Raw genomic sequence first — 22,042 nt, 5'->3', positions numbered from 1 at the left:
GCGGTTAGCGTTGACGATTAGCGATACTGTTCGTTTCCGGGTTCATACGCTCGCGGCGTGAACGCGCGGGCGTCCAGTCCAACGCGCCAATACGCGCCAGATAAACCAGACCAGCCAGTAACACAAAAATAAAAATTGCAGCTTCCACAAAGCCAACCCAGCCGCTTTCGCGGATAGAAGTCGACCATGCGAACAGATACAGCGCTTCAACGTCGAAGATAACGAAGAACATGGCTACCAGGTAAAACTTGGCAGACAGGCGTAAGCGGGCGGTGCCGACCGAGTCGATACCTGATTCAAACGGAACGTTCTTGTGCCTCGCGCGTGCGCGACCGCCCAAAAACCAACCGCCTACCAGCATCAGGCAGCACAGGCCAATGGCAACGATAAGAAAGATAGCGAATGCCCAGTGATGAGCGATGACTTCAGTGGATGTTGACATACTCATTGCTTACTCATCAAAAGTAGCGCCAGTTCCTCTGCTCTTTACGGCAGATGGACGCCACATCGATTCATGGGGAGGAATAAAAAAAACCCTACAATTACTGTAGAAAATGATAAAAACAGCTAATTGATGTGGTTTTTTACTCCTTTCTATAACCTTTTGTCAACTTTAACAAAAGTTCCTTCACATTAATTTACATCAATTCATCATCATTAACATTAAGTGCCATCCTGGAGAAAATGACTCTTCGACCAGGGGGGATTTTATGTTGTTGAATCGTGTCCGTTGTGAAGCAAAAGAAATAACACACACCTATTTTGACAGGAATTTGTGAAGATGCCTCCCCCTAAATGGGAGTATTTTCTTGATCTGTGACACGCTTTTGTTAATTCACCCCCTAAAACAGCAACAATTTCTCTAGTTTTTTAACATGCAAATTCATAAAATGGATGTTCTGGTTATTTTTTGCCCACATTGAACTGCGAATTGCTACTGGCTGATTTACCGCAACTTTTACAATTTGTGCGGTTAAGCGCGTACAGATGGGCACAAAAAAAGAGCCACTGAGCGTTTTTTCATCGCCAGCGGCTCTTTTTTACATTTACGACTTAGCGCCTTTTGCCTGCGAGCTACTCAAAACCCCCTTCCACCATCAGCGGATCATCTCCGCCCTCTGCAGAAAACTGGTTGTAATGCCATGGGTTTTGGTAGCTTTCCATCGCATGGAAAATCACCATCGCCAGCTCGTTCTGGCTATTGGGATCGCGGCACAACAGATATTCCGTATCCGGCAAAGGCGGTAATCCGTCTGCGGCGCCCAGCACGCGAAGGTCGGGACTCATCATTTCGACAGGTCGAGCCGTTACGCCAAGACCGGCTTTAACGGCCGCGCGTACCGCCGGTAAAGTAGACGCCACATAGGCCAGCCGCCAGGGAATACCCGCTGCATTTAGCGTCTCCAGCACCATATCGCGGAATGGGCTGGGATCGTCCAGCAGGACTAGTGGTACGGGCTCTCCCCTTTGCAAAACATACTCAGCCGCACAATACCAATGGGTGGGCGAGGTCCGCAAATTCAGACAGTCCAGCGAATGAGGTTGGTTAGTCGTCACCACCAAATCTACTTCCTGCGATTTAACCATGTCCACCATATAGGCGTTGCGTTTTACCCGTACATCAAGCGCGAGTTTCGGATAAACCGAGCTGATTCGGCTAAGCAAAAAAGGCAGGATAGTATCAGCTGATTCATCAGAAGCGCCGATTGTTAACACTCCCTGAAGATTACTGAACATTAATGATGAACACGCCTCATCATTAAAACGCAGGATTTTTCTGGCGTACCCCAGAAGCTGGATACCGTGTTCGGTCAAAAGTTTGTTACGGCCATGGCGGGCGAACAATTCCTTTCCCACGAGTTGCTCAAGACGCTGCATTTGCTGACTGACCGCAGACTGAGTACGACATACCGCCGCCGCCGCCGCGGCGAAGGTGTTCAGATCGGCAACGGCCACGAACGTTCTCAGCAGATCGAGATCGAGGTTAATTATCGGACGATTTGCATTTATCATAATTTTTCACTTACTGGCGGGTCATATCGGGCTGACCTGGTTAATGCTGTGCATTCAGAAACAAGCAATTCCATTTGTAATGTGCATCCTTCGCAGTACCGCCTGGTTACCCAGGTAAATGTTAGAATGTAATTGAAAATACGACCAAAACACTTCTCTTACTTACTGATATAATACCAAATGCAACCGATCTGGATATATCAAAGAGAATGTGTCATACCTTTAGGCGTCTACAGATTTCTGCTAATGATGGACGTGTAAATCTTGTAACAGCGTCAAATAGTTTACCGAGACGCACAGATACAAAAACAATATATTGAACAATAGGTTATGTATAAAATCGCGTCATGATAATTAGCAGACAACGCAGACTACGCCCCCGTTTCGGATCATTATCTTAACCTAAAACCGCTATATTTATAAGTATTATTACGAATAATCTTAACCTGGGATATGTTATACTAATCGGACCAGAAAGATATTATTACGACTTTAGTAAATGCTTTTTAAATATTAAATAATAATTAATTAAGATTTCTACCATTCATTAATTATACTTAACAATAGTTTCACACCCCCCGCCGCCGGAAAGGTCTAACCTTCTCATTTTACCTTTAATACTCAGTATTTCCGAAATAGCCAGCGCGACACTAATGATGAATGCTTATCTCTCATAAAACAGATAATTTCTGACAACATAAAAAACCACATTACACGCAATCACATAGAACAAAACACTATACATACAGACAAAAATAGAAAATGCATCTAACCAAATGATTTTATGAAGTTTTAAACAGTACGAAAGCGCGTTAAAAATAAACAAAATCTTCTTCTGTTCACTCTTCAAAACTCACCGTCGTGGGAGTACATTGTTTCGTGCTGACTTCCACGGCAGGGAGTGGCAATAACAGCTAAAAGGTCAAGATTCATGTCCCCCATTGAAAAATCCAGCAAACTCGAAAATGTCTGTTATGACATTCGTGGCCCCGTTCTGAAAGAAGCGAAACGCCTTGAGGAAGAAGGTAATAAAGTTCTTAAACTGAATATCGGCAACCCCGCCCCCTTCGGATTCGAAGCGCCGGACGAAATTCTGGTCGATGTCATTCGTAATTTGCCGACGGCGCAAGGATATTGCGACTCGAAAGGGCTTTATTCCGCCCGTAAAGCGATTATGCAGCATTATCAGGCCCGTGGAATGCGCGATGTAACCGTGGAAGATATCTATATCGGTAACGGCGTTTCCGAGCTGATCGTTCAGGCGATGCAGGCGTTGCTTAACAGTGGCGATGAAATGCTGGTTCCCGCGCCCGATTATCCGTTATGGACAGCGGCGGTATCGCTCTCCAGCGGCAAGGCGGTACATTATCTTTGCGATGAATCTTCCGACTGGTTCCCGGACCTTGACGATATCCGCGCCAAAATCACCCCACGTACGCGTGGTATTGTCATTATTAATCCAAACAACCCTACTGGCGCCGTCTATTCTAAAGAATTGTTGATGGAAATTGTCAACATTGCGCGCGAGCATAATCTCATCATCTTCGCCGATGAAATTTATGACAAGATTCTCTATGACGATGCCGAGCATCACTCTATCGCCGCACTGGCGCCTGATCTGCTGACCATCACCTTTAATGGTTTGTCTAAAACCTATCGCGTCGCCGGCTTCCGCCAGGGCTGGATGGTGCTGAACGGGCCGAAAAAACATGCGAAAGGCTATATTGAAGGGCTGGAGATGTTAGCCTCAATGCGCCTGTGCGCCAACGTCCCGGCGCAACATGCTATTCAGACCGCGCTCGGCGGCTATCAAAGCATTAGCGAATTTATTCTGCCGGGCGGTCGACTGTATGAACAGCGTAACCGCGCCTGGGAGTTGATTAACGATATTCCCGGCGTTTCCTGCGTAAAACCGCGCGGCGCGTTGTACATGTTCCCCAGGATCGACGCTAAACGTTTTAATATTCACGACGACCAGAAGATGGTGCTGGACTTCCTGCTACAGGAAAAGGTGCTGCTGGTGCAAGGTACCGCCTTTAACTGGCCGTGGCCGGATCACTTCCGCATTGTGACGCTACCGCGTGAAGATGACCTGGAGATGGCCATCAACCGTTTTGGGCGTTTCCTCTCAGGTTACCATCAATAATCTTAAATTCAGGCTACTTCGGTAGCCTGAATTGCATCTTCATCTCCCTCCCCGCACAATGAAGTCTGCCGCAGTGAAAACAAAAGGTAATCTATGAAGCAGAGCCATTTTTTCGCCCATCTCTCCCGCATGAAGTTGATTAACCGCTGGCCGCTGATGCGTAACGTGCGTACGGAAAACGTCTCCGAACATAGTCTGCAGGTGGCGATGGTCGCCCATGCATTGGCGGCGATAAAAAACCGTAAATTTGGCGGTCAGCTCAATGCTGAACGCATCGCACTTCTGGCGATGTATCATGATGCCTCGGAAGTACTGACCGGCGATCTGCCGACGCCGGTAAAATATTTTAATTCCCAGATAGCCCAGGAATATAAAGCGATCGAAAAAATCGCCCAGCAAAAGCTGGTTGATATGGCGCCGGATGAATTACGCGATATTTTCGCACCACTTATTGATGAGAATGCCTGGAGCGAAGAAGAACAGGCAATCGTAAAACAGGCCGATGCGCTTTGCGCCTACCTGAAATGCCTGGAGGAGCTCTCAGCGGGAAACAATGAGTTTGGACTGGCAAAAACGCGGCTGGAAAAAACGCTGGAATTACGTCGCAGCCAGGAGATGGACTATTTTATGGCGGTGTTCGTACCAAGCTTCCATCTCTCTCTGGATGAAATTAGCCAGGATTCACCGCTTTAGTTGCCGGATGGCGGCTAACGCCTTATCCGGCCTACCGTTCTTCCCGTAGGCCTGATAAGCGTAGCGCCATCGGGCCTTTTCCAGCCTGGGTTAAAACGGAAATAACATCGGAATCATCACAATACAAACCGCCATCACAATAAGCGTGAACGGCACGCCAAGCTTCACAAAATCGCTAAAGCTATAGTTTCCCGGCCCCAGAACCAGAGTATTCACCGGCGATGAAACCGGCGTCATAAAGGCGGCGGATGCCGCCATCGCCACCGCCATCGCAAACGGATAGGGCGACACCCCCATCGATTTCGCCGCCGCCAGCGCAATCGGCGCCATCAGCACCGCCGTTGCCGTGTTAGAAATGAACAGTCCTATGACGGCACACAGCACGAACAGGCATCCCAGCATCATATACGGCCCATAGCCGCCGCCGATATCCATTAATCCTTGCACGACCAGAGAGACGCCGCCGGTTTTTTGCAACGCCAGCGCAAACGGCATCATACCCACAATCAAGATAATACTCGGCCAGTGGATCGCTTTATACGCGCTTTCAGCATCAATACAGCGAAATTTCCCCATCAGCAGGCAGGCGATAATCGCCGCGATCGGGTTGGGAATTTCATCGGTCAACATCAGCGCCACCATCAGTACCAGGCAGAAAATGGCGTGCGGCGCCTGGCTGTGCGCAGGAGAGGCTTCGCTGACCTCGACCGGCATATTCAGCACCACAAAGTCGCGGCCTTTTTGCCCCAGCAGGCTGATTAACTTCCAGTTCCCCACAACCAGAATGATATCGCCCATCAATAACGGTTCATCGGCCAGCGATCCTTCCAGCGCGACGCCGTCGCGTTTCAGGCCGACCACATTCAGCCCGTAACGTGTACGGAAGGCGATTTCACGCACCGACTTGCCTATCAGTTCAGACTCCGGAATAAGCGAAATTTCCGCCATCCCGACATCCAACGCCTGATCGGAAAAATATTCTCCACGCAATACCATCGGTTCCAGCAGTTGCTCGGCGCAGAACTCTCTGAGGTCAACCTCCGCCGCCGACATATCAATCAGCAGAACGTCGCGAGCGCGAAACTCCGATACGCCGTTCACATTGACGATAACCCGCCGAAAGCGCCGCCAGCGTTCAACGCCGATGACATTGGCGCCGTAACGTTCGCGCAGTTTAAGGTCGTCCAGCCGCTGTCCCACCATCGGCGAACCGGGGCGAATCGCCAGACGCCGAGCGCGCCCCGTCAGACGGTACTCGCGGATAAGATCGCGGAAAGTGCGACGCTTACCGGCCTGTTGTCCGGGCGCATCGCCTTTTAGCATGAAGCGCATCACCAGCATATAAACAATGCCGAGCGCCAACACCACTATCCCCAGCGGCGTCACGCTAAAAAAGTTGAACCCGTGCAGGCCTTCACGCAGCAGTTCACTGTTAACCACCAGGTTCGGCGGCGTCGCCACCAGCGTCATCATTCCGCTGATAAGCCCGGCAAAACTCAGCGGCATCATCAGGCGCGAAGGCGAGGTCTGCATATGCATAGAAACGCTAAGAACAACGGGGATAAAAATCGCCACCACGCCGGTTGAACTCATGAAAGCGCCAAGTCCGGCGACGGTGATCATCAGTAAAACCAGCATTTTGATTTCACTGCTGCCCGCCATTTTAACCAGCCAGGTACCGACCACCGTCGCAACGCCGGTGCGCACGAGGCCGTCGCCAATAATAAATAAGGCGGCGATAAGAATGACATTCGGATCGCTAAAGCCGGAGAAGGCTTCCGGAAGGGTCAAGGTACCGCTAAGGACAAAAGCAACAATGACGAATAAAGCCACCGCATCCATACGTACTTTGCCCGTCGCAAACAACACGACGGCAATCGCCAGTAAAGAGAGAACCCAAATCAATTCACCGTTCACAACATATCCTTGTCAGATGAGAAGATAACGCGATTCTGCCATAAATATGCCCCGCCAAAGCGGGGCGATATCATGATCAGGTCTTTCTTAACACCACCACATCGCCGTTTGGTTGTTTAGCGACCGATAATTGCGTCAGGCTATCCAACGCAAAATCAACATCCGCCAGACGCGGCGTGTCGGCCGGCGCATTGACCGCAATGACGTGGCAGCCCGCAGCCAGTCCGGACAGCACGCCAGCCGGGGCATCTTCTACTACGACGCACTCCTGAGGGGCCAGGCCAAGCAGTTGTGCGCCCAGCAAATACGCATCCGGCTCCGGTTTGCCGCGTTTGACTCGTTCGGCGGTGACAAACACCTCTGGCGCTGGAAGGCCCGCGACCTGATGGCGCGCACGCGCGACCGGCATTGAACCAGAGGTGACGATAGCCCACGGAATGCCCGCTTTATTCAGGTGATTGAGTAAATCGACTGCCCCCGGCAACGCGGTGATCCCTGCGGTTTCAGTGGCTTCTATTTGCTCCAGGCGCGTAAACTCAGCGGCAATTTCCGCCTCCGATTTACCCGCCATAAAATGCCGCAACGAGGTGATCGCCTGTTTGCCATGAATAAAGCCCAGCACCTCATCATGAGCAAGGTTAAAACGATCGGCCCAGCTACACCACGCGCGTTCGACGGCAGGTAATGAGTCAACCAACGTTCCATCCAGATCAAACAGAAAACCTTTACACTGCACGCGAGCCTCCTCAGGCATTAATGATTTGATTGATTTCATTCGCGCTCAGGTGGTACTGACGCGGGCAGGCATGCCAGACATTCAACATCCGCTGGTATTTTTCCCACATCGGCGTCTGGGCATTAAAGCCGTGCGTCCCGGCGTCAAAGTGAGTGTAGCGTCCTTCTATATTCACCATAAAACGGACATAGCCGAGGTAACGCGCTTCCGTCGCGGCGTCAAACCCCAGGAAGGTGACGCGACGTTCGTCGATGGCTTGCGTATCTTTGAGGTTGGTCCAGGAGACGTGCAGCGCATGGTACATCTCCATAATATCGATGATGGTACGACAGGTCTCTTCCGTCAGCTCGCCAAACTCGCGATCCAGCTCGCGCATCTGCAGGCCGTAGCCGCGTTCAATAATTGTTTGTAAGCGACGGTAACGCTCGGCGTTGGTGGGATCGAGCATCGTCATCATTTTGTACTGGTTAGACAAAATCAGACGTTGCGCGTTGGTCATTTCCATTTTGAACTCCTGTATCACGCTATAGCGATGAAAAAAAGAAGGCATTGGTATGCCTTCTTTTATATGCGTAATCCGGGGTCAATTACAAATCATCCAGGAAAGTTTTATCCAGTTGTTTGAAGGCGCGCTTAAGCGTGTCAGCTAATGCCTGGTAATCCGGCTTTCCTTCTACCGGCGCCAGCGCTTGTCCAGCCTCCTGCAATTTACCGCGAACTTCGTAAAACCAGTTAAGGATTGAAGGCGGCAATGGCGTCACAGAACGTTTCCCTAACCACCATAATCCCTGCATAGGCAAGCTCAGGGCGAACAGGGCGGTCGCCACGGCCGGACCTAACTGACCGCCCAGCGCTATCTGCCAGCATAATGTAAAGACGGCGACAGGCGGCATAAATCGTATGGCATAGCGCGTCATACGAATGACGCGGTTTTCGACGAAAACGGGCGCCAGCCGCTTTTCCATCGGCCACGTCTTCGCGTAGTGCTGCCCCCGGCGAAATAAGCTAAAAAAATTTACGGAGCGATTATCCGGTGTCGACATGGCCTACCTCAACTTCACATATAAAATTTAAAAAATTTGTGCAAAACAACAACTGCGAGGGACAACGTTCAAAACATTTTGTCTTCGATACCCACTATCAGGTATCCTGTGTCGGCCTGTCAAAGGCCGGTAGTTTAAAATCATTGAGTCGTCAATATTACACATAGTATGCCATTGGCTGAAAAATACGCAAAATGGCATAGACTCAAAGGTATTTCTTCCATCATGCCCAAAAAAACTCCTGCGCATGATGTTAATCATAAATGTCAGGGCTATCATGCGCTACGCTCTATGGCTCACTGACGTTTTTTTAGCCACGTATCATAAATAGGTACTTCCATGTCGAGTAAGTTAGTACTGGTTCTGAACTGCGGTAGTTCTTCACTGAAATTTGCAATTATTGATGCAGTTAATGGTGATGAATACCTTTCTGGTTTAGCCGAATGTTTCCATCTGCCAGAAGCACGCATCAAATGGAAAATGGACGGCAGTAAACAAGAAGCGGCTTTAGGTGCAGGCGCCGCTCACAGTGAAGCGCTGAACTTTATCGTTAACACTATTCTGGCACAAAAACCAGAACTGTCTGCGCAGTTAACTGCAATTGGTCACCGTATCGTACACGGCGGCGAGAAGTATACCAGCTCCGTAGTCATTGATGAGTCCGTCATTCAGGGCATCAAAGATTCCGCCTCTTTCGCACCGCTGCATAACCCGGCTCACCTGATTGGTATCGCCGAAGCGCTGAAATCTTTCCCGCAGCTGAAAGATAAAAACGTTGCCGTGTTCGACACCGCGTTCCATCAGACCATGCCGGAAGAATCTTACCTGTATGCCCTGCCGTACAGCCTGTATAAAGAACACGGCGTTCGTCGCTATGGCGCACACGGCACCAGCCACTTCTATGTAACTCAGGAAGCGGCAAAAATGCTGAACAAGCCGGTAGAGGAACTGAACATTATCACCTGCCACTTGGGCAACGGCGGTTCTGTTTCCGCTATCCGTAACGGTAAATGCGTGGATACCTCTATGGGTCTGACCCCGCTGGAAGGCCTGGTCATGGGTACCCGTTCCGGCGATATCGACCCTGCGATTATCTTCCACCTGCACGACACTCTGGGCATGAGCGTGGATCAGATCAACAAAATGCTGACCAAAGAGTCCGGTCTGCTGGGTCTGACTGAAGTGACCAGCGACTGCCGTTATGTTGAAGACAACTACGCCACCAAAGAAGACGCAAAACGTGCGATGGACGTTTACTGCCACCGCCTGGCGAAGTACATCGGTTCTTACACCGCTCTGATGGACGGTCGTCTGGATGCAGTCGTGTTCACCGGCGGTATCGGTGAAAACGCCGCGATGGTTCGCGAACTGTCTCTGGGTAAACTGGGCGTACTGGGCTTTGAAGTCGACCACGAACGTAACCTGGCGGCCCGCTTCGGCAAATCTGGTTTCATCAACAAAGAAGGTACCCGTCCGGCGGTGGTGATCCCAACCAACGAAGAACTGGTTATCGCGCAGGACGCGAGCCGTCTGACTGCCTGATTTCACACCGCCAGCCTCGCTGGCGGTGCTGTTTTGTAACCCGTCCCCAAAAGACGGTAACGAAAGAGGATAAACCGTGTCCCGTATTATTATGCTGATCCCTACCGGAACCAGCGTCGGCCTGACCAGCGTCAGCCTCGGCGTCATCCGTGCTATGGAACGCAAAGGCGTTCGTCTGAGCGTCTTTAAGCCTATCGCCCAGCCTCGCGCTGGCGGCGATGCGCCTGACCAGACCACCACTATCGTTCGCGCGAACTCTACCCTGCCGGCGGCTGAACCGCTGAAGATGAGCCACGTTGAATCTCTGCTCTCCAGCAACCAGAAAGACGTGCTGATGGAAGAGATCATCGCGAACTACCATGCGAATACCAAAGACGCGGAAGTGGTGCTGGTTGAAGGTCTGGTTCCGACCCGTAAACATCAGTTCGCTCAGTCTCTGAACTATGAAATCGCGAAAACGCTGAATGCGGAAATCGTTTTTGTCATGTCTCAGGGTACCGACACGCCAGAACAGTTAAACGAGCGTATCGAACTGACGCGCAGCAGCTTCGGCGGCGCGAAAAACACCAACATCACCGGCGTTATCATCAACAAACTGAATGCGCCGGTTGATGAACAAGGCCGTACTCGCCCGGATCTGTCGGAGATTTTTGACGACTCTTCCAAAGCGCAGGTGATCAAAATCGATCCTGCTAAACTGCAGGAATCCAGCCCGCTGCCGGTTCTGGGCGCGGTGCCGTGGAGCTTCGATCTGATTGCGACCCGCGCTATCGATATGGCGCGTCACCTGAACGCCACCATCATTAACGAAGGCGATATCAAAACCCGCCGCGTTAAATCCGTTACGTTCTGCGCGCGTAGTATTCCGCATATGCTGGAACATTTCCGCGCAGGATCGTTGTTAGTGACCTCCGCTGACCGTCCGGACGTGCTGGTCGCAGCTTGCCTGGCCGCGATGAACGGCGTAGAAATCGGCGCCCTGCTGCTGACCGGCGGCTATGAAATGGACGCGCGCATTTCTAAACTGTGCGAACGCGCATTCGCCACCGGTCTGCCGGTCTTTATGGTGAACACCAACACCTGGCAGACTTCGCTGAGCCTGCAAAGCTTCAATCTGGAAGTCCCGGTTGATGACCATGAGCGCATCGAGAAAGTTCAGGAATACGTCGCGAACTACGTTAACGCTGAGTGGATCGAGTCGCTGACCGCCACTTCCGAGCGTAGCCGTCGTCTCTCTCCGCCGGCGTTCCGCTACCAACTGACCGAGCTGGCGCGTAAAGCCGGTAAACGCGTAGTGCTGCCGGAAGGCGACGAACCGCGTACCGTCAAAGCGGCGGCAATCTGCGCTGAACGCGGCATCGCCACTTGCGTACTGCTGGGCAACCCGGATGAAATCAACCGCGTCGCGGCATCTCAGGGCGTTGAGCTGGGCGCAGGTATTGAAATCGTCGATCCGGAAGTGGTGCGTGAAAGCTATGTCGCTCGCCTGGTTGAGCTGCGTAAGAGCAAAGGCATGACCGAACCGGTTGCCCGCGAACAGCTGGAAGACAACGTGGTGCTCGGCACGCTGATGCTGGAGCAAGACGAAGTCGACGGCCTGGTTTCCGGCGCGGTTCATACCACCGCCAACACCATCCGTCCGCCGCTGCAGCTTATTAAAACGGCGCCGGGTAGCTCCCTGGTCTCTTCTGTGTTCTTTATGCTACTGCCGGAGCAGGTTTACGTTTACGGCGACTGCGCAATCAACCCAGACCCGACTGCAGAGCAGCTGGCAGAAATCGCGATTCAGTCTGCGGATTCCGCCATTGCCTTCGGCATCGAACCGCGTGTGGCAATGCTCTCCTACTCCACCGGCACCTCTGGCGCGGGCAGCGACGTAGAGAAAGTACGTGAAGCGACGCGTCTGGCGCAGGAAAAACGTCCTGACCTGATGATCGACGGTCCGTTGCAGTACGACGCCGCGGTCATGGCTGACGTAGCGAAATCCAAAGCGCCGAACTCGCCGGTTGCGGGTCGCGCTACCGTGTTCATTTTCCCGGATCTGAACACCGGTAACACCACCTACAAAGCGGTACAGCGTTCTGCCGACCTGATCTCCATCGGGCCGATGCTGCAGGGTATGCGCAAGCCGGTGAACGACCTGTCCCGTGGCGCGCTGGTTGACGATATCGTCTATACCATCGCCCTGACGGCGATCCAGGCTTCCCAACAGCAGCAGTAACAGTAAAAGCTAATGCCGGATGGCGGCGTGAACGCCTTGTCCGGCCTACAGGTGAGATACCGTTGTAGGCCGGATAAGACGCGTTAGCATCGCCATCCGGCATTCTGCTATTTACCCTGCAAAGCGGAATTTTTTGCTTAACTGCGCTGCATCAATGAATAACTATTCCCTTCTTCTCATACTTAGCCTCTTTGCTTTGCAACAGGGATAGTCTGTCATGTCTGTCGTTACAGAATCAAAAACAGCCAGAAAATGGGCAATGCCCGATACGCTGGTCATCATCTTTTTTGTCGCCATTTTAACCAGTATCGCCACCTGGGTCGTACCCGTTGGGATGTTTGATAGCCAGGAAGTGCAGTATCAGGTCGATGGTCAGACAAAAACCCGCAAAGTCGTCGACCCGCACTCTTTTCGCATTGTGACCAATGAGGCCGGGGAAGCGCAGTATCATCGCGTACAATTTTTCACTACCGGCGATGAAAGACCAGGGCTGATGAATTTTCCGTTTGAAGGGTTAACATCCGGATCGAAATTCGGCACTGCCGTCGGCATCATTATGTTTATGTTGGTGATTGGCGGCGCATTCGGCATCGTGATGCGTACCGGCACCGTGGATAACGGCATTCTGGCGCTTATTCGCCACACGCGGGGCAACGAAGTCCTGTTTATTCCGGTGCTATTTGTCCTCTTTTCGTTAGGGGGCGCCGTATTTGGCATGGGCGAAGAGGCGGTCGCCTTTGCAATTATCATAGCCCCGCTGATGGTCAGGCTGGGCTATGACAGCATTACCACCGTCCTGGTGACCTATATCGCCACCCAAATTGGCTTTGCCAGTTCGTGGATGAACCCTTTCTGCGTAGTCGTCGCCCAGGGGATTGCCGGCGTGCCGGTACTTTCCGGCTCCGGGCTGCGTATTGTGGTCTGGGTTGTCGCCACGCTGATTGGGCTGGTTTTTACGCTGGTCTACGCCTCACGCGTGAAAAAGAATCCGCTGCTGTCCCGCGTCCACGAATCCGATCGCTATTTCCGCGAACAGCAGGATGAAGTCGTCCAGCGCCCTTTCACCTTCGGTGACTGGCTGGTACTGCTGGTCCTGACCGGCGTAATGATTTGGGTCGTCTGGGGCGTGATTGTCCACGCCTGGTTTATTCCGGAGATCGCCAGCCAGTTTTTCACCATGGGCGTGGTGATCGGCCTCATCGGCGTTATCTTCCGCCTCAACGGTATGACGGTCAACGTGATGGCGTCCTCATTCACCGAAGGGGCGAGGATGATGATCGCACCCGCCTTGCTGGTGGGTTTTGCCAAAGGCATTCTGCTGCTGGTCGGCAACGGCGAAGCCGGGGAACCCAGCGTGCTCAATACGTTGCTTAACAGTATCGCGCATGGCATCAGCGGGCTTAATAATGCTATCGCCGCCTGGTTTATGCTGCTCTTCCAGGCGGTATTTAATTTCTTTGTCACGTCCGGTTCGGGTCAGGCGGCGTTAACCATGCCATTACTGGCGCCGCTCGGCGATCTGGTCGGCGTTAACCGTCAGGTGACTGTTCTGGCCTTCCAGTTTGGCGATGGCTTCAGCCATATTATCTATCCGACATCGGCCTCGCTGATGGCCACGCTGGGCGTGTGCCGGGTCGATTTTCGCAACTGGCTGAAAGTGGGGGCGTCGCTGCTGGGACTATTGTTTATTATGTCCAGCGTGGTCGTCATTGGCGCGCAGATGATGGGATATCATTGATCCAAAATGCCGGATGAGCACCAGCGCCATCCGGCAATATCTCCATGATTAAAGCAGTGATTTCGCGGCTTCTACAATCGCTTCGGCGGTGAGTCCGTACTCTTGTTGTAAGAAATCCTGCGTTCCTACCTGCCCATAACGCTCTTTGACGCCAACACGGCGCATCGGCACCGGGCAGTTTTCCACCAGCACTTCCGCCACCGCTGACCCCAGTCCATTATGGATGCTGTGGTTTTCACACGTGACGATACGCCGCGTTTTTTCCGCGTAGTTTTTCACCAACATGCGATCGATAGGCTTTAAGGTGAACATATCAATGACCGCGGCGCTCACACCTTCCTGCTCCAGTTGGCGCGCCGCCTCCAGCGCCTCCGCCACCATAATGCCGTTGGCGATAAGCGTAATATCATCGCCCTCGCGCAGTACGTTGCCCTTGCCAATGGTAAAGGTAGAGCCTGGCGCATAGATACTCCGCGCCTGCTTACGGATGGTACGCAGCCAGTAAAAACCGTCCAGGTCCATTAGCTGGCGTAAAATATCCGCGAACATCACCGCATCCGTCACCTCCAGTACTACGGAGTGCGCCAGCCCGCGAACAATCCCCATATCTTCAAAAGACATATGGGTGCCGCCATTATGGCACGCCGTCACTCCGGCATCGGAAGCGATCACTTTGACGTTGTTACGCTGATAATCCAGCGCCATGAAGAGCTGATCAAAACAGCGACGGCTGGCAAAAGCGGTAAAGGTATGCACAAACGGTTTACGACCGGTCAGCGCCAGCCCCGCCGCAGTGCCAATCACATTCGCCTCCATAATACCGCAGTTAATGACATGCTGCGGGTAGTCACGCGCCACGCTGTCCATCGCCATTGAGCTCATTAAATCAGCCTCAAGCGCAATAATTGGGCTTCCGGCCTCAATCTGCCCGGCGATAAAACCGGCGTAAACTTTGCGCATTTCGATATCGTCTTTAAGCCCTGCGGGCGCAAGCTTAATCATGCATGACCTCCAGTTGATGAATGGCCTCATTGAGCGTCTGCTTCATGCCATCCGTCAGGCGTAAGTGGTGAGAATTCGTTAACTGCTCCAGGTATGGCACCCCCTGCCCTTTAATGCTGTCAAGGATCACAACCCGTGGCCGGGCATCAGCGGGCAGCACAGGCTGAACCACCGCCAGTAGTCCGGCGATATCATCGCCTTTGACGGTGACGACATCGAAACCAAACGCACGGAATTTCCCTTCCAGATCGAATGGATTGATAATCTCCTCCAGCTCGCCGTCAAGCTGCTGTTTATTCCAGTCAATGAAAACGGTCAGATTATTCAGGCGGTGGTGGGCAATAAACTGAAACGCCTCCCAGCACTGCCCTTCATTGAGCTCGCCATCGCCGACAATGCAAAATACCCGGTTGGGTCGCCGCGCCAGTTTATGCGACAACGCCATTCCGCCCGCAATAGAGATGCCCTGTCCCAGTGAGCCGGTCGTGGCGTCCACGCCGCGCGTTTTTAGCCGATCCGGATGGCTGGGAAGACGGGTGCCGTTCTGGTTAAGCGTATTCAGCTCTTCGCGCGGGAAATAGCCTTTAATCGCCAGGGTACTGTACAACGCGGGGCCCGCATGGCCTTTCGACAGTACGAAGTAATCGCGTTCCGGCCAGTCCGGGTCGGCAGGGTCGATTTTCATCACCGCGCCGTACAGAACCGCCAGAGTCTCCACTACCGACATGCTGCCGCCATAGTGACCAAAGCCAAGATGGTTTAAGGATTTGAGCGTGGCGACGCGAATATCGCGCGCCAGTTGGGTGATTTCGGTTACGTTCATTCTTTCGCTCCGCTATTTTCCTGCACTTCGGCAGTCGCTTTTTTGTTTTTGGCCAACACGTTGTACGCCACCAGTAGCGCGAATAGCGCCACCACCAGCCCCGTGATAGCCATCGGCGACAGATAACGCGCCAGGTTGCCCAGCAAAATACCGATTACGCCAAAGTCAGCATCCGAGAACGTGGTATTGGCGAAGCCGATCGCGCCGAGAACCGGCAGTAACAGCACTGGCAGGAAAGTGATTAATAGACCATTAGCAAATGCGCCGATCATCGCCCCGCGGCGACCGCCGGTGGCATTGCCAAAGACGCCTGCGGTCGCGCCGGTAAAGAAGTGCGGCACAACGCCTGGCAGGATTAACACAAGCTTCATCTGTCCAAGCAGGAACAGCCCCACCAGCCCACCGAGAAAACTGAACAGGAAGCCAATCAGTACCGCGTTAGGGGCATAGGGATACACCACCGGGCAGTCCAGCGCCGGACGCGCGTTTGGCACCAGTTTTTCTGAAAAGCCGGTAAAGGCCGGAACAATTTCCGCCAGAATCAGACGGACGCCTTGCAGAATGATGAATACGCCGGCGGCGAAGGTGATTGCCATGATGATGGCGTACACCAGATAGTTTTGCCCGCCGCTAAACGTCGCTTCGACATACTCACGCCCTGCGCTGACTGCCATAATCAGATAGATAATCATCATGGTCAGCGAAATCGAGATAGAACTGTCGCGTAAAAAACTGAGGTTTTTCGGCAGGTTCATCTCTTCCGTGGAGCGGGAGCCTTTACCACACAGGCTGCCAATCCAGCCGGAAAGCACATATCCCAGGGTACCGAAGTGACCAAACGCAATGTCATCGGTACCGGTAATCCGCCTCATATAACGTTGGGCCAACGCCGGGAAGAAGGCCATCACCAGCCCCAGGATCAGCGATCCGGTGAAGACCAGCCCTACGCCCTCAAACCCCGCCACGGTCAGGATTACGCCAATCATACAGGCCATGTAAAAGGTGTGATGCCCGGTCAAAAAGATATATTTAAGACGCGTAAAGCGCGCCACGACAATATTGGCCACCATACCAAATGCCATAATTAACGCCGTGGACGCGCCATATTTTTCCAGCGCGATTGAGACTATCGCTTCATTATTAGGAATAATGCCCTGAATATTAAAAGCGTGTTCAAACATCCCCCCTAGCGGGTTTAATGAACCCACCAGTACGGTTGCGCCGCCACCAAGCACAATAAAACCTAAAATGGTTTTAATCGTGCCTTTCACCACATCGGAAAACGCTTTTTTCTGCGCCACCAGACCAATCAGCGCAATTAACCCTACAAGCACCGAGGGCACTTTTAAAATATCAACAACAAAATTCAGCGTTTCAAGGATAAACATATCCACCTCGCCAGCAATAATTATTGTTTAGCGAACCATGCGCGCAGCTGCGTTTCCAGTTCGTTGATGTCGATGATGTTATTGATCACCACCAGTTGGCTTTCCGGTACGCTGGCGCTGGCCGCAATATCTTTGGCCATTACAAAAAGATCGGCAGCCCCGGGCGTGGCCGATGAAAGATCGGAGTGTTCCACCTCGGCGTCAATATTGAGTTTCTTTAATACTTTTTTAATGTTCATTTCTACCATAAAACTACTACCCAGGCCGGAACCGCAAATTGCCATGATTTTCATTATTGTCACCTTTTAAAAGTAGAGTTGGTCTGCATCACGCACGGGCGTAATGTTATTTACCGCAAGAAAATGGAATAAAATCAGAAACGGTCAATAATCGTTTTAATGTCCTCCAGGTTTTTTGCCTGATGTAATTTTTCCATATCTACATCACTGGAAAATAATTCCGCCAGCGCCGATATCATTTCGATATGACTGTGCTTATCAGGCGCCGCCAGCATAATAATGATGTCAACCGGATCAAATTCGTCTGCGCCAAATGAAACGCCGCGCTGTAGTTTCAGTAACGATAAACCTAACCCTTTCGCCCCCTCTTCCGGCCTCGCATGCGGCATCGCTAACCCTGGCGCTAATACATAATATGGCCCAAGCTTTTGGTGCTGCTGAACAATCGCCGTAATGTATTCCGGTGCGATAACACCTGCGTCCAGCAGGGGTTTGCCGCAAATTTCCAGCGCCTGCGGCCACGTTTCTACGCTCTCCTGTAGCGTGATGGTTGCGTCAGATAACCAGGTTCCCAGCATGTTATTCGCCCCCACGGTGTATGAAATTATGAACAAACTTTATTCAAGCCATTCGATATTAGCTGCGATCGTTATCACAAAGATAGCGCTACCAGCGACTATTACTCAGAATTGTGATAGCGCTATCAAATTAAAATCATAGTGTGAAATCACAGCAAAAAAGCGGATTTAAGGCGTATACTGCCAGTCATGCGAAGCAAAGAACGACAATAAAAAAGCATCTCAACATGTTGTAATGACGCAGGAATTTGTATGTCGATACCCCGTAAACGGCGCAGTACCGGTAAAGTGACTATCGCCGATGTAGCCCAACTTGCCGGTGTAGGCACGATGACCGTATCACGAGCCTTACGCACGCCGGAACAGGTCTCTGATAAACTCCGGGAAAAAATCGAAGCGGCAGTGCATGAGCTGGGCTATATGCCTAATCTCGCCGCCAGCGCGCTGGCGTCTGCCTCCTCGCACACCATAGCGATGGTCGTACCGAACCTTGCGGAAGCGGGGTGTTCTGAAATGTTCGCCGGGCTGCAACAAATTTTACAGCCCGCAGGCTACCAGATAATGCTGGCGGAATCGCAGCATCGCGTGGAACAAGAGGAGAAGCTGCTCGAAACGCTGCTGGCCTCCAACATTGCCGCGGCGATTCTGCTTAGCGTCGAACATAGCACTACCGTACGCCAGTGGCTGAAAAATGCCTCTATCCCGGTGATGGAGATGGGCGCGATTCGCAGCGATCCTATTGATATGAATATCGGTATTGATAACGTTGCGGCAATGTATGAGCTGACGGAAATGCTGATTCAGCGCGGTTATCAGAATATCGGGCTGCTATGCGCCAATCAGGAGCAGTGGATTTTTCAGCAACATCTGCACGGCTGGTACAAAGCGATGCTTCGCCACCATATGTCGCCAAACCGGGTGATTAATGCCGCCTTGCCGCCCAATTTTTCTACCGGCGCGTCGCAACTGCCGGAGTTTTTACTGGCGTGGCCGGAGCTGGACGCGCTGGTATGCGTATCGGATGAGCTGGCCTGCGGCGCGTTATACGAGTGCCAACGACGGCGGATCAAAGTTCCGGACGATTTAGCGGTGGTCGGGTTTGGCGATAGCGATGTCAGCCGGGTCTGCCAGCCGCCGTTAACCACCATGGCCGTACCGCACCGTAAGATTGGCAGTGAAGCCGGACGGGCGCTGTTGGAAAGGTTAAATCAGGGAAACTGGAGCGATCGAAAATCCATCGCCTCCAGTTTATGTATGCGGGAAAGCTGCTAAAACGCTTATTCCGTCTCTTCCGGTTTCTCCTGGAGCGCGGCTTCGTTTTTGGCGTTGCGGGTCATCCACAGCGCCAGCGCTTTGAGCGAGTCCGGCGTAAATTCATCACAGCGCGCGGTGATCTCCTCCGGAGTCAGCCAACACACTTCGCTGACTTCATCTTCCTGAAGCGCGAAAGGCCCGTGGGAAACGCAGCTAAACAGCGCGCCCCAAACCCGGCAATGTTGGTCTTCAAAGTAAAACAGACCGTGTTCGGCAAACGGCACGCCTGCAATACCCAACTCTTCTTCCGCTTCGCGGCGGGCAGATTCCAGTAGCTGCTCATCAGCCTGGACCACGCCGCCTGCGGTAGCATCTAACATACCGGGCAAAAAATCTTTTGTTTCGGTACGACGCTGCACCAGAATTTTACCCATACCATCATGAACGACGATATACGTCGCACGATGCCGTAAGCGTTGCGCACGCATCTGTTCCCGGCTGGACTGTGCAATGACTTCATTGTCTTCATTCACAATATCCACCCATTCCGTACTTGCCAAACGACGCTGTTCCACCATCAGGAAACCTTCTTATTTCTGGCGCTCTTACGGCGCATTTACGTTTGTGAGGTAAATTACGAGTTAATTGCAACCTGCGCAATGATACTTTGATCATTGAGTGCGATTACGCTCAACACATTATCATCCAGAATACCGTAGCTTGCCGCATACCCGCCTTTCGGGATGCTCACTGACCCAGGATTAAAGTGATACAGTCCTTCCTGCTGTTGCGCCACCGGCAGATGCGTATGACCATAGACCAACACATCGCCAGTATGCAGAGCGGGCAGATTCGTCGGCCCGAAGAGGTGCCCATGCGTTAAAAATAGCCGCCTCTCTTGCGTCAATATTTGCTGCCACGGCGCAGTTATCGGGAAATGCAGCAGCATCTGATCCACTTCGCTATCGCAGTTGCCGCGCACGGCAATGATTTGCGTCGCCACCGCGTTCAGGCGTTCGGCGACCTGGGCGGGCGCATAGCCTTCAGGCAGCGCATTTCGCGGCCCGTGGTTAAGGACGTCGCCTAATATCACCAGCCAACGCGCGCCGCTTTGCGCGAACCGCTCAAGCACGCGTTCCGTGGCGGGTAAAGAACCATGAATGTCCGATGCGAACATCAGTTTCATCGCTCACTCCTCGTTGTGAAAAACGGCGTTATGATACTGGAATATGAATAGATTTTCAGCCTGAACGCTTCGAGGAAAGCGCAATAAAACGCTGTACGGAAGCACGCTGCCACTGGAATGTCGCATACGCCGCCAGCGATGCCGGCACGTCATCGCCATGCAGCGCCAGACGATTGATCATCAATGCCAGATCGGTATCGGCAATGCACCATTCACCAAATAAATTTTGCGTCCCCTGCCCCAATAGCGCTTCAGCCGTCGCAAACAGTTTTGCCGCGCTGGCTTTTCCAGCCTCGCTTAGCGGCGCTTTTTTCGCCCCGGCAAACACCACGTCGGTAGGCCGTTCTTCGCGAAGCGGCAGTAAATCGCTGCGTAGCCACGCCTGAATCTGTCGCGCGCGGGCGCGTTTTTGTAAATCGTGCGGGTAGATACGCTCCCACTGCGGCGGCGCGAAACGCTCCTCCAGGTATTCCGCAATAGCGGACGACTCGCTCAGCTCAAAATTGTCGGCCTCAAGCACCGGTACGCGCTGCGTCAGCGCATATCCCCGCCAGCCAGGTTGCAGATGTTCTCCCTGGTCCAGATCGCGGGTTTTCAGAGTAAAGGAAAGCCCTTTTTCTTGTAATGCCACCCAGGCGGACAAGACGTAGGGAGAGAAAAAGTTCGCATCCGACCACAGCACAATAACAGGCTTACTCATAATGTCCTCTTGAGGGCGTATTAGGTTTCTTCCCAAAATATAGCGTCTTTCGCCTGCTGTCACCTGATGAAAACTCACACACATCAGGAGGCTTTCTATACTTAATTCAGCCCAGACTCTTTACGCACATGCAGGAGCCAAAATGATTGACCTTTACTACGCCCCCACGCCCAACGGGCATAAAATAACGCTGTTTCTGGAAGAGGCGGAGCTGGCGTATCGTTTGCTAAAAGTAGATATCAGCAAGGGCAATCAGTTTCGCCCTGATTTTTTGGCTATCTCTCCCAATAATAAAATTCCTGCCATCGTCGATCACGCCCCGGCAGACGGCGGTCAACCGCTTAGTCTTTTTGAATCCGGTGAAATTCTTCTCTACCTGGCGGAAAAAAGCGGCAAACTGCTTAGCGGGGAGCTGCGTGAACGCCATACCACGCTGCAATGGCTGTTCTGGCAGGTCGGCGGGTTAGGGCCGATGCTGGGCCAGAATCATCACTTTAACCACTTTGCGCCGCAGGCCATCCCCTATGCAATTGAACGCTATCAGGTTGAAACGCAACGCTTATACAACGTCCTGAATAAACGCCTGGAAACCTCCCCGTGGCTGGGCGGCGACCACTACAGTATTGCGGATATCGCCAGTTGGCCGTGGGTTAACGCACATCAGCGTCAGCGAATCGATCTTGATACCTACCCGGCGGTGTATAACTGGTTTGAACGCATTCGCACGCGTCCTGCGACAGCGCGCGCACTGTTACAAGCGCAACTGCACTGTAACAGTACGAAAGCGTAACGCGGTAGCATACATCATGTATGATGTAGAGGT

The 22,042-nt window shown here is 52.4% G+C and carries 22 protein-coding genes; 7 read left to right on the top strand and 15 right to left on the bottom strand.

All coding sequences use genetic code 11. The annotated features are described in order from the left end of the window. Positions 1–4: 4 nt before the first annotated feature. From nuoA to lrhA, 3 genes are all read right to left on the bottom strand, one after another. On the bottom strand, positions 5–448 hold the full coding sequence (gene nuoA / locus HV477_RS09290) for an NADH-quinone oxidoreductase subunit NuoA (RefSeq protein WP_000062993.1): 444 nt from the start codon (positions 446–448) through the stop codon (positions 5–7). Between the two features lie 394 nt (positions 449–842). Continuing rightward, the gene (locus HV477_RS09285; protein WP_001522276.1) at positions 843–995 is read right to left on the bottom strand and encodes a hypothetical protein; all 153 of its coding nucleotides are present in this window, start codon (positions 993–995) and stop codon (positions 843–845) included. A 79-nt stretch (positions 996–1,074) separates the two neighbouring features. After that, entirely contained in the window at positions 1,075–2,013 is a 939-nt protein-coding gene (gene lrhA, locus HV477_RS09280) for a transcriptional regulator LrhA (RefSeq protein ID WP_000606288.1), read from the bottom strand. A gap of 931 nt (positions 2,014–2,944) precedes the next feature. Here lrhA and alaA point away from each other — a divergent pair. Both alaA and yfbR read left to right on the top strand, forming a co-directional pair. Next, positions 2,945–4,159 carry an alanine transaminase AlaA gene (gene alaA / locus HV477_RS09275; RefSeq protein WP_000074540.1) on the top strand — a complete coding sequence of 405 codons (1,215 nt, stop codon included), beginning with the start codon at positions 2,945–2,947 and terminating at the stop codon, positions 4,157–4,159. A gap of 93 nt (positions 4,160–4,252) precedes the next feature. After that, entirely contained in the window at positions 4,253–4,852 is a 600-nt protein-coding gene (yfbR, locus tag HV477_RS09270) for a 5'-deoxynucleotidase (RefSeq protein ID WP_000813882.1), read from the top strand. A gap of 90 nt (positions 4,853–4,942) precedes the next feature. Here yfbR and HV477_RS09265 read toward each other — a convergent pair whose 3' ends face one another. The 4 genes from HV477_RS09265 to yfbV form a co-directional block, all read right to left on the bottom strand. Continuing rightward, positions 4,943–6,769, bottom strand: a complete 1,827-nt coding sequence (locus HV477_RS09265; protein ID WP_001012856.1) for an SLC13 family permease — start codon at positions 6,767–6,769, stop codon at positions 4,943–4,945. A 76-nt stretch (positions 6,770–6,845) separates the two neighbouring features. Further along, positions 6,846–7,523 (bottom strand): sugar phosphatase, encoded by a 678-nt coding sequence (locus HV477_RS09260; protein WP_001555201.1) that lies wholly within the window; start codon positions 7,521–7,523, stop codon positions 6,846–6,848. Beyond that, entirely contained in the window at positions 7,516–8,010 is a 495-nt protein-coding gene (locus HV477_RS09255) for a YfbU family protein (protein WP_000426135.1), read from the bottom strand. Before HV477_RS09255 ends, HV477_RS09260 begins: the two co-directional genes overlap by 8 nt. Positions 8,011–8,092: 82 nt before the next feature. Continuing rightward, the gene (gene yfbV / locus HV477_RS09250; RefSeq protein ID WP_000106617.1) at positions 8,093–8,548 is read right to left on the bottom strand and encodes a terminus macrodomain insulation protein YfbV; all 456 of its coding nucleotides are present in this window, start codon (positions 8,546–8,548) and stop codon (positions 8,093–8,095) included. A gap of 339 nt (positions 8,549–8,887) precedes the next feature. Here yfbV and ackA point away from each other — a divergent pair, with 339 nt between their 5' ends. The 3 genes from ackA to yfcC all read left to right on the top strand — a co-directional run bounded on the left by ackA (position 8,888) and on the right by yfcC (position 14,049). Then, positions 8,888–10,090 carry an acetate kinase gene (gene ackA, locus HV477_RS09245; RefSeq protein WP_000095689.1) on the top strand — a complete coding sequence of 401 codons (1,203 nt, stop codon included), beginning with the start codon at positions 8,888–8,890 and terminating at the stop codon, positions 10,088–10,090. Positions 10,091–10,166: 76 nt separating this feature from the next. Continuing rightward, positions 10,167–12,311, top strand: a complete 2,145-nt coding sequence (pta, locus tag HV477_RS09240; protein ID WP_000086692.1) for a phosphate acetyltransferase — start codon at positions 10,167–10,169, stop codon at positions 12,309–12,311. A gap of 217 nt (positions 12,312–12,528) precedes the next feature. Next, a complete protein-coding gene (gene yfcC, locus HV477_RS09235) occupies positions 12,529–14,049 on the top strand; it encodes a putative basic amino acid antiporter YfcC (RefSeq protein WP_021000557.1) in 1,521 nt (506 codons plus the stop codon). A gap of 48 nt (positions 14,050–14,097) precedes the next feature. Here yfcC and HV477_RS09230 read toward each other — a convergent pair whose 3' ends face one another. The 5 genes from HV477_RS09230 to HV477_RS09210 form a co-directional block, all read right to left on the bottom strand. Further along, positions 14,098–15,051 carry a transketolase family protein gene (locus HV477_RS09230; RefSeq protein ID WP_000593017.1) on the bottom strand — a complete coding sequence of 318 codons (954 nt, stop codon included), beginning with the start codon at positions 15,049–15,051 and terminating at the stop codon, positions 14,098–14,100. Then, positions 15,044–15,874 carry a transketolase gene (locus tag HV477_RS09225; protein ID WP_001103262.1) on the bottom strand — a complete coding sequence of 277 codons (831 nt, stop codon included), beginning with the start codon at positions 15,872–15,874 and terminating at the stop codon, positions 15,044–15,046. The genes HV477_RS09230 and HV477_RS09225 overlap by 8 nt, the downstream gene beginning before the upstream one ends. Further along, positions 15,871–17,262, bottom strand: a complete 1,392-nt coding sequence (locus HV477_RS09220; protein WP_001522266.1) for a PTS ascorbate transporter subunit IIC — start codon at positions 17,260–17,262, stop codon at positions 15,871–15,873. Before HV477_RS09220 ends, HV477_RS09225 begins: the two co-directional genes overlap by 4 nt. Positions 17,263–17,282: 20 nt before the next feature. Next, complete coding sequence (locus HV477_RS09215; protein ID WP_000699818.1) at positions 17,283–17,555, bottom strand: PTS sugar transporter subunit IIB; 273 nt, start codon at positions 17,553–17,555, stop codon at positions 17,283–17,285. Between the two features lie 80 nt (positions 17,556–17,635). Further along, positions 17,636–18,079 (bottom strand): PTS sugar transporter subunit IIA, encoded by a 444-nt coding sequence (locus HV477_RS09210; RefSeq protein WP_000901810.1) that lies wholly within the window; start codon positions 18,077–18,079, stop codon positions 17,636–17,638. A 252-nt stretch (positions 18,080–18,331) separates the two neighbouring features. On the opposite strand from HV477_RS09210, the gene HV477_RS09205 reads away from it, so the two are divergent. Further along, positions 18,332–19,351, top strand: coding sequence for a LacI family DNA-binding transcriptional regulator (locus tag HV477_RS09205; RefSeq protein WP_000026949.1), 1,020 nt, complete (start codon positions 18,332–18,334; stop codon positions 19,349–19,351). Positions 19,352–19,356: 5 nt separating this feature from the next. Here the strand turns inward: HV477_RS09205 and yfcD are convergent, their stop codons facing one another. Genes yfcD through yfcF form a run of 3 tightly spaced genes read right to left on the bottom strand, consistent with a single transcriptional unit; the run spans position 19,357 to position 21,219 of the window. After that, positions 19,357–19,911, bottom strand: a complete 555-nt coding sequence (gene yfcD / locus HV477_RS09200) for an NUDIX hydrolase YfcD (protein WP_000230215.1) — start codon at positions 19,909–19,911, stop codon at positions 19,357–19,359. Between the two features lie 56 nt (positions 19,912–19,967). Then, on the bottom strand, positions 19,968–20,519 hold the full coding sequence (gene yfcE / locus HV477_RS09195; RefSeq protein WP_000772458.1) for a phosphodiesterase: 552 nt from the start codon (positions 20,517–20,519) through the stop codon (positions 19,968–19,970). Positions 20,520–20,574: 55 nt separating this feature from the next. Then, a complete protein-coding gene (gene yfcF / locus HV477_RS09190) occupies positions 20,575–21,219 on the bottom strand; it encodes a glutathione transferase (RefSeq protein ID WP_000043010.1) in 645 nt (214 codons plus the stop codon). A 142-nt stretch (positions 21,220–21,361) separates the two neighbouring features. Between yfcF and yfcG the strand changes: the two genes are divergently transcribed. Beyond that, entirely contained in the window at positions 21,362–22,009 is a 648-nt protein-coding gene (gene yfcG / locus HV477_RS09185) for a GSH-dependent disulfide bond oxidoreductase (protein WP_000566563.1), read from the top strand. Positions 22,010–22,042 lie beyond the last annotated feature (33 nt).

The organism is Salmonella sp. SG203, from assembly GCF_013350575.1.
In the GTDB taxonomy this organism is placed as follows: domain Bacteria; phylum Pseudomonadota; class Gammaproteobacteria; order Enterobacterales; family Enterobacteriaceae; genus Salmonella; species Salmonella enterica.
This window is presented reverse-complemented; position numbering and strand designations above follow the sequence as displayed.

Bases quoted from the DNA above. Each gene is read 5' to 3' on its own strand.
- nuoA (WP_000062993.1), bottom strand. From the start codon at position 448: ATGAGTATGTCAACATCCACTGAAGTCATCGCTCATCACTGGGCATTC.
- lrhA (WP_000606288.1), bottom strand. From the start codon at position 2,013: ATGATAAATGCAAATCGTCCGATAATTAACCTCGATCTCGATCTGCTG.
- alaA (WP_000074540.1), top strand. From the start codon at position 2,945: ATGTCCCCCATTGAAAAATCCAGCAAACTCGAAAATGTCTGTTATGAC.
- yfbR (WP_000813882.1), top strand. From the start codon at position 4,253: ATGAAGCAGAGCCATTTTTTCGCCCATCTCTCCCGCATGAAGTTGATT.
- HV477_RS09260 (WP_001555201.1), bottom strand. From the start codon at position 7,523: ATGCCTGAGGAGGCTCGCGTGCAGTGTAAAGGTTTTCTGTTTGATCTG.
- HV477_RS09255 (WP_000426135.1), bottom strand. From the start codon at position 8,010: ATGGAAATGACCAACGCGCAACGTCTGATTTTGTCTAACCAGTACAAA.
- yfbV (WP_000106617.1), bottom strand. From the start codon at position 8,548: ATGTCGACACCGGATAATCGCTCCGTAAATTTTTTTAGCTTATTTCGC.
- ackA (WP_000095689.1), top strand. From the start codon at position 8,888: ATGTCGAGTAAGTTAGTACTGGTTCTGAACTGCGGTAGTTCTTCACTG.
- yfcC (WP_021000557.1), top strand. From the start codon at position 12,529: ATGTCTGTCGTTACAGAATCAAAAACAGCCAGAAAATGGGCAATGCCC.
- HV477_RS09230 (WP_000593017.1), bottom strand. From the start codon at position 15,051: ATGATTAAGCTTGCGCCCGCAGGGCTTAAAGACGATATCGAAATGCGC.
- HV477_RS09225 (WP_001103262.1), bottom strand. From the start codon at position 15,874: ATGAACGTAACCGAAATCACCCAACTGGCGCGCGATATTCGCGTCGCC.
- HV477_RS09220 (WP_001522266.1), bottom strand. From the start codon at position 17,262: ATGTTTATCCTTGAAACGCTGAATTTTGTTGTTGATATTTTAAAAGTG.
- HV477_RS09215 (WP_000699818.1), bottom strand. From the start codon at position 17,555: ATGAAAATCATGGCAATTTGCGGTTCCGGCCTGGGTAGTAGTTTTATG.
- HV477_RS09210 (WP_000901810.1), bottom strand. From the start codon at position 18,079: ATGCTGGGAACCTGGTTATCTGACGCAACCATCACGCTACAGGAGAGC.
- HV477_RS09205 (WP_000026949.1), top strand. From the start codon at position 18,332: ATGTCGATACCCCGTAAACGGCGCAGTACCGGTAAAGTGACTATCGCC.
- yfcD (WP_000230215.1), bottom strand. From the start codon at position 19,911: ATGGTGGAACAGCGTCGTTTGGCAAGTACGGAATGGGTGGATATTGTG.
- yfcE (WP_000772458.1), bottom strand. From the start codon at position 20,519: ATGAAACTGATGTTCGCATCGGACATTCATGGTTCTTTACCCGCCACG.
- yfcF (WP_000043010.1), bottom strand. From the start codon at position 21,219: ATGAGTAAGCCTGTTATTGTGCTGTGGTCGGATGCGAACTTTTTCTCT.
- yfcG (WP_000566563.1), top strand. From the start codon at position 21,362: ATGATTGACCTTTACTACGCCCCCACGCCCAACGGGCATAAAATAACG.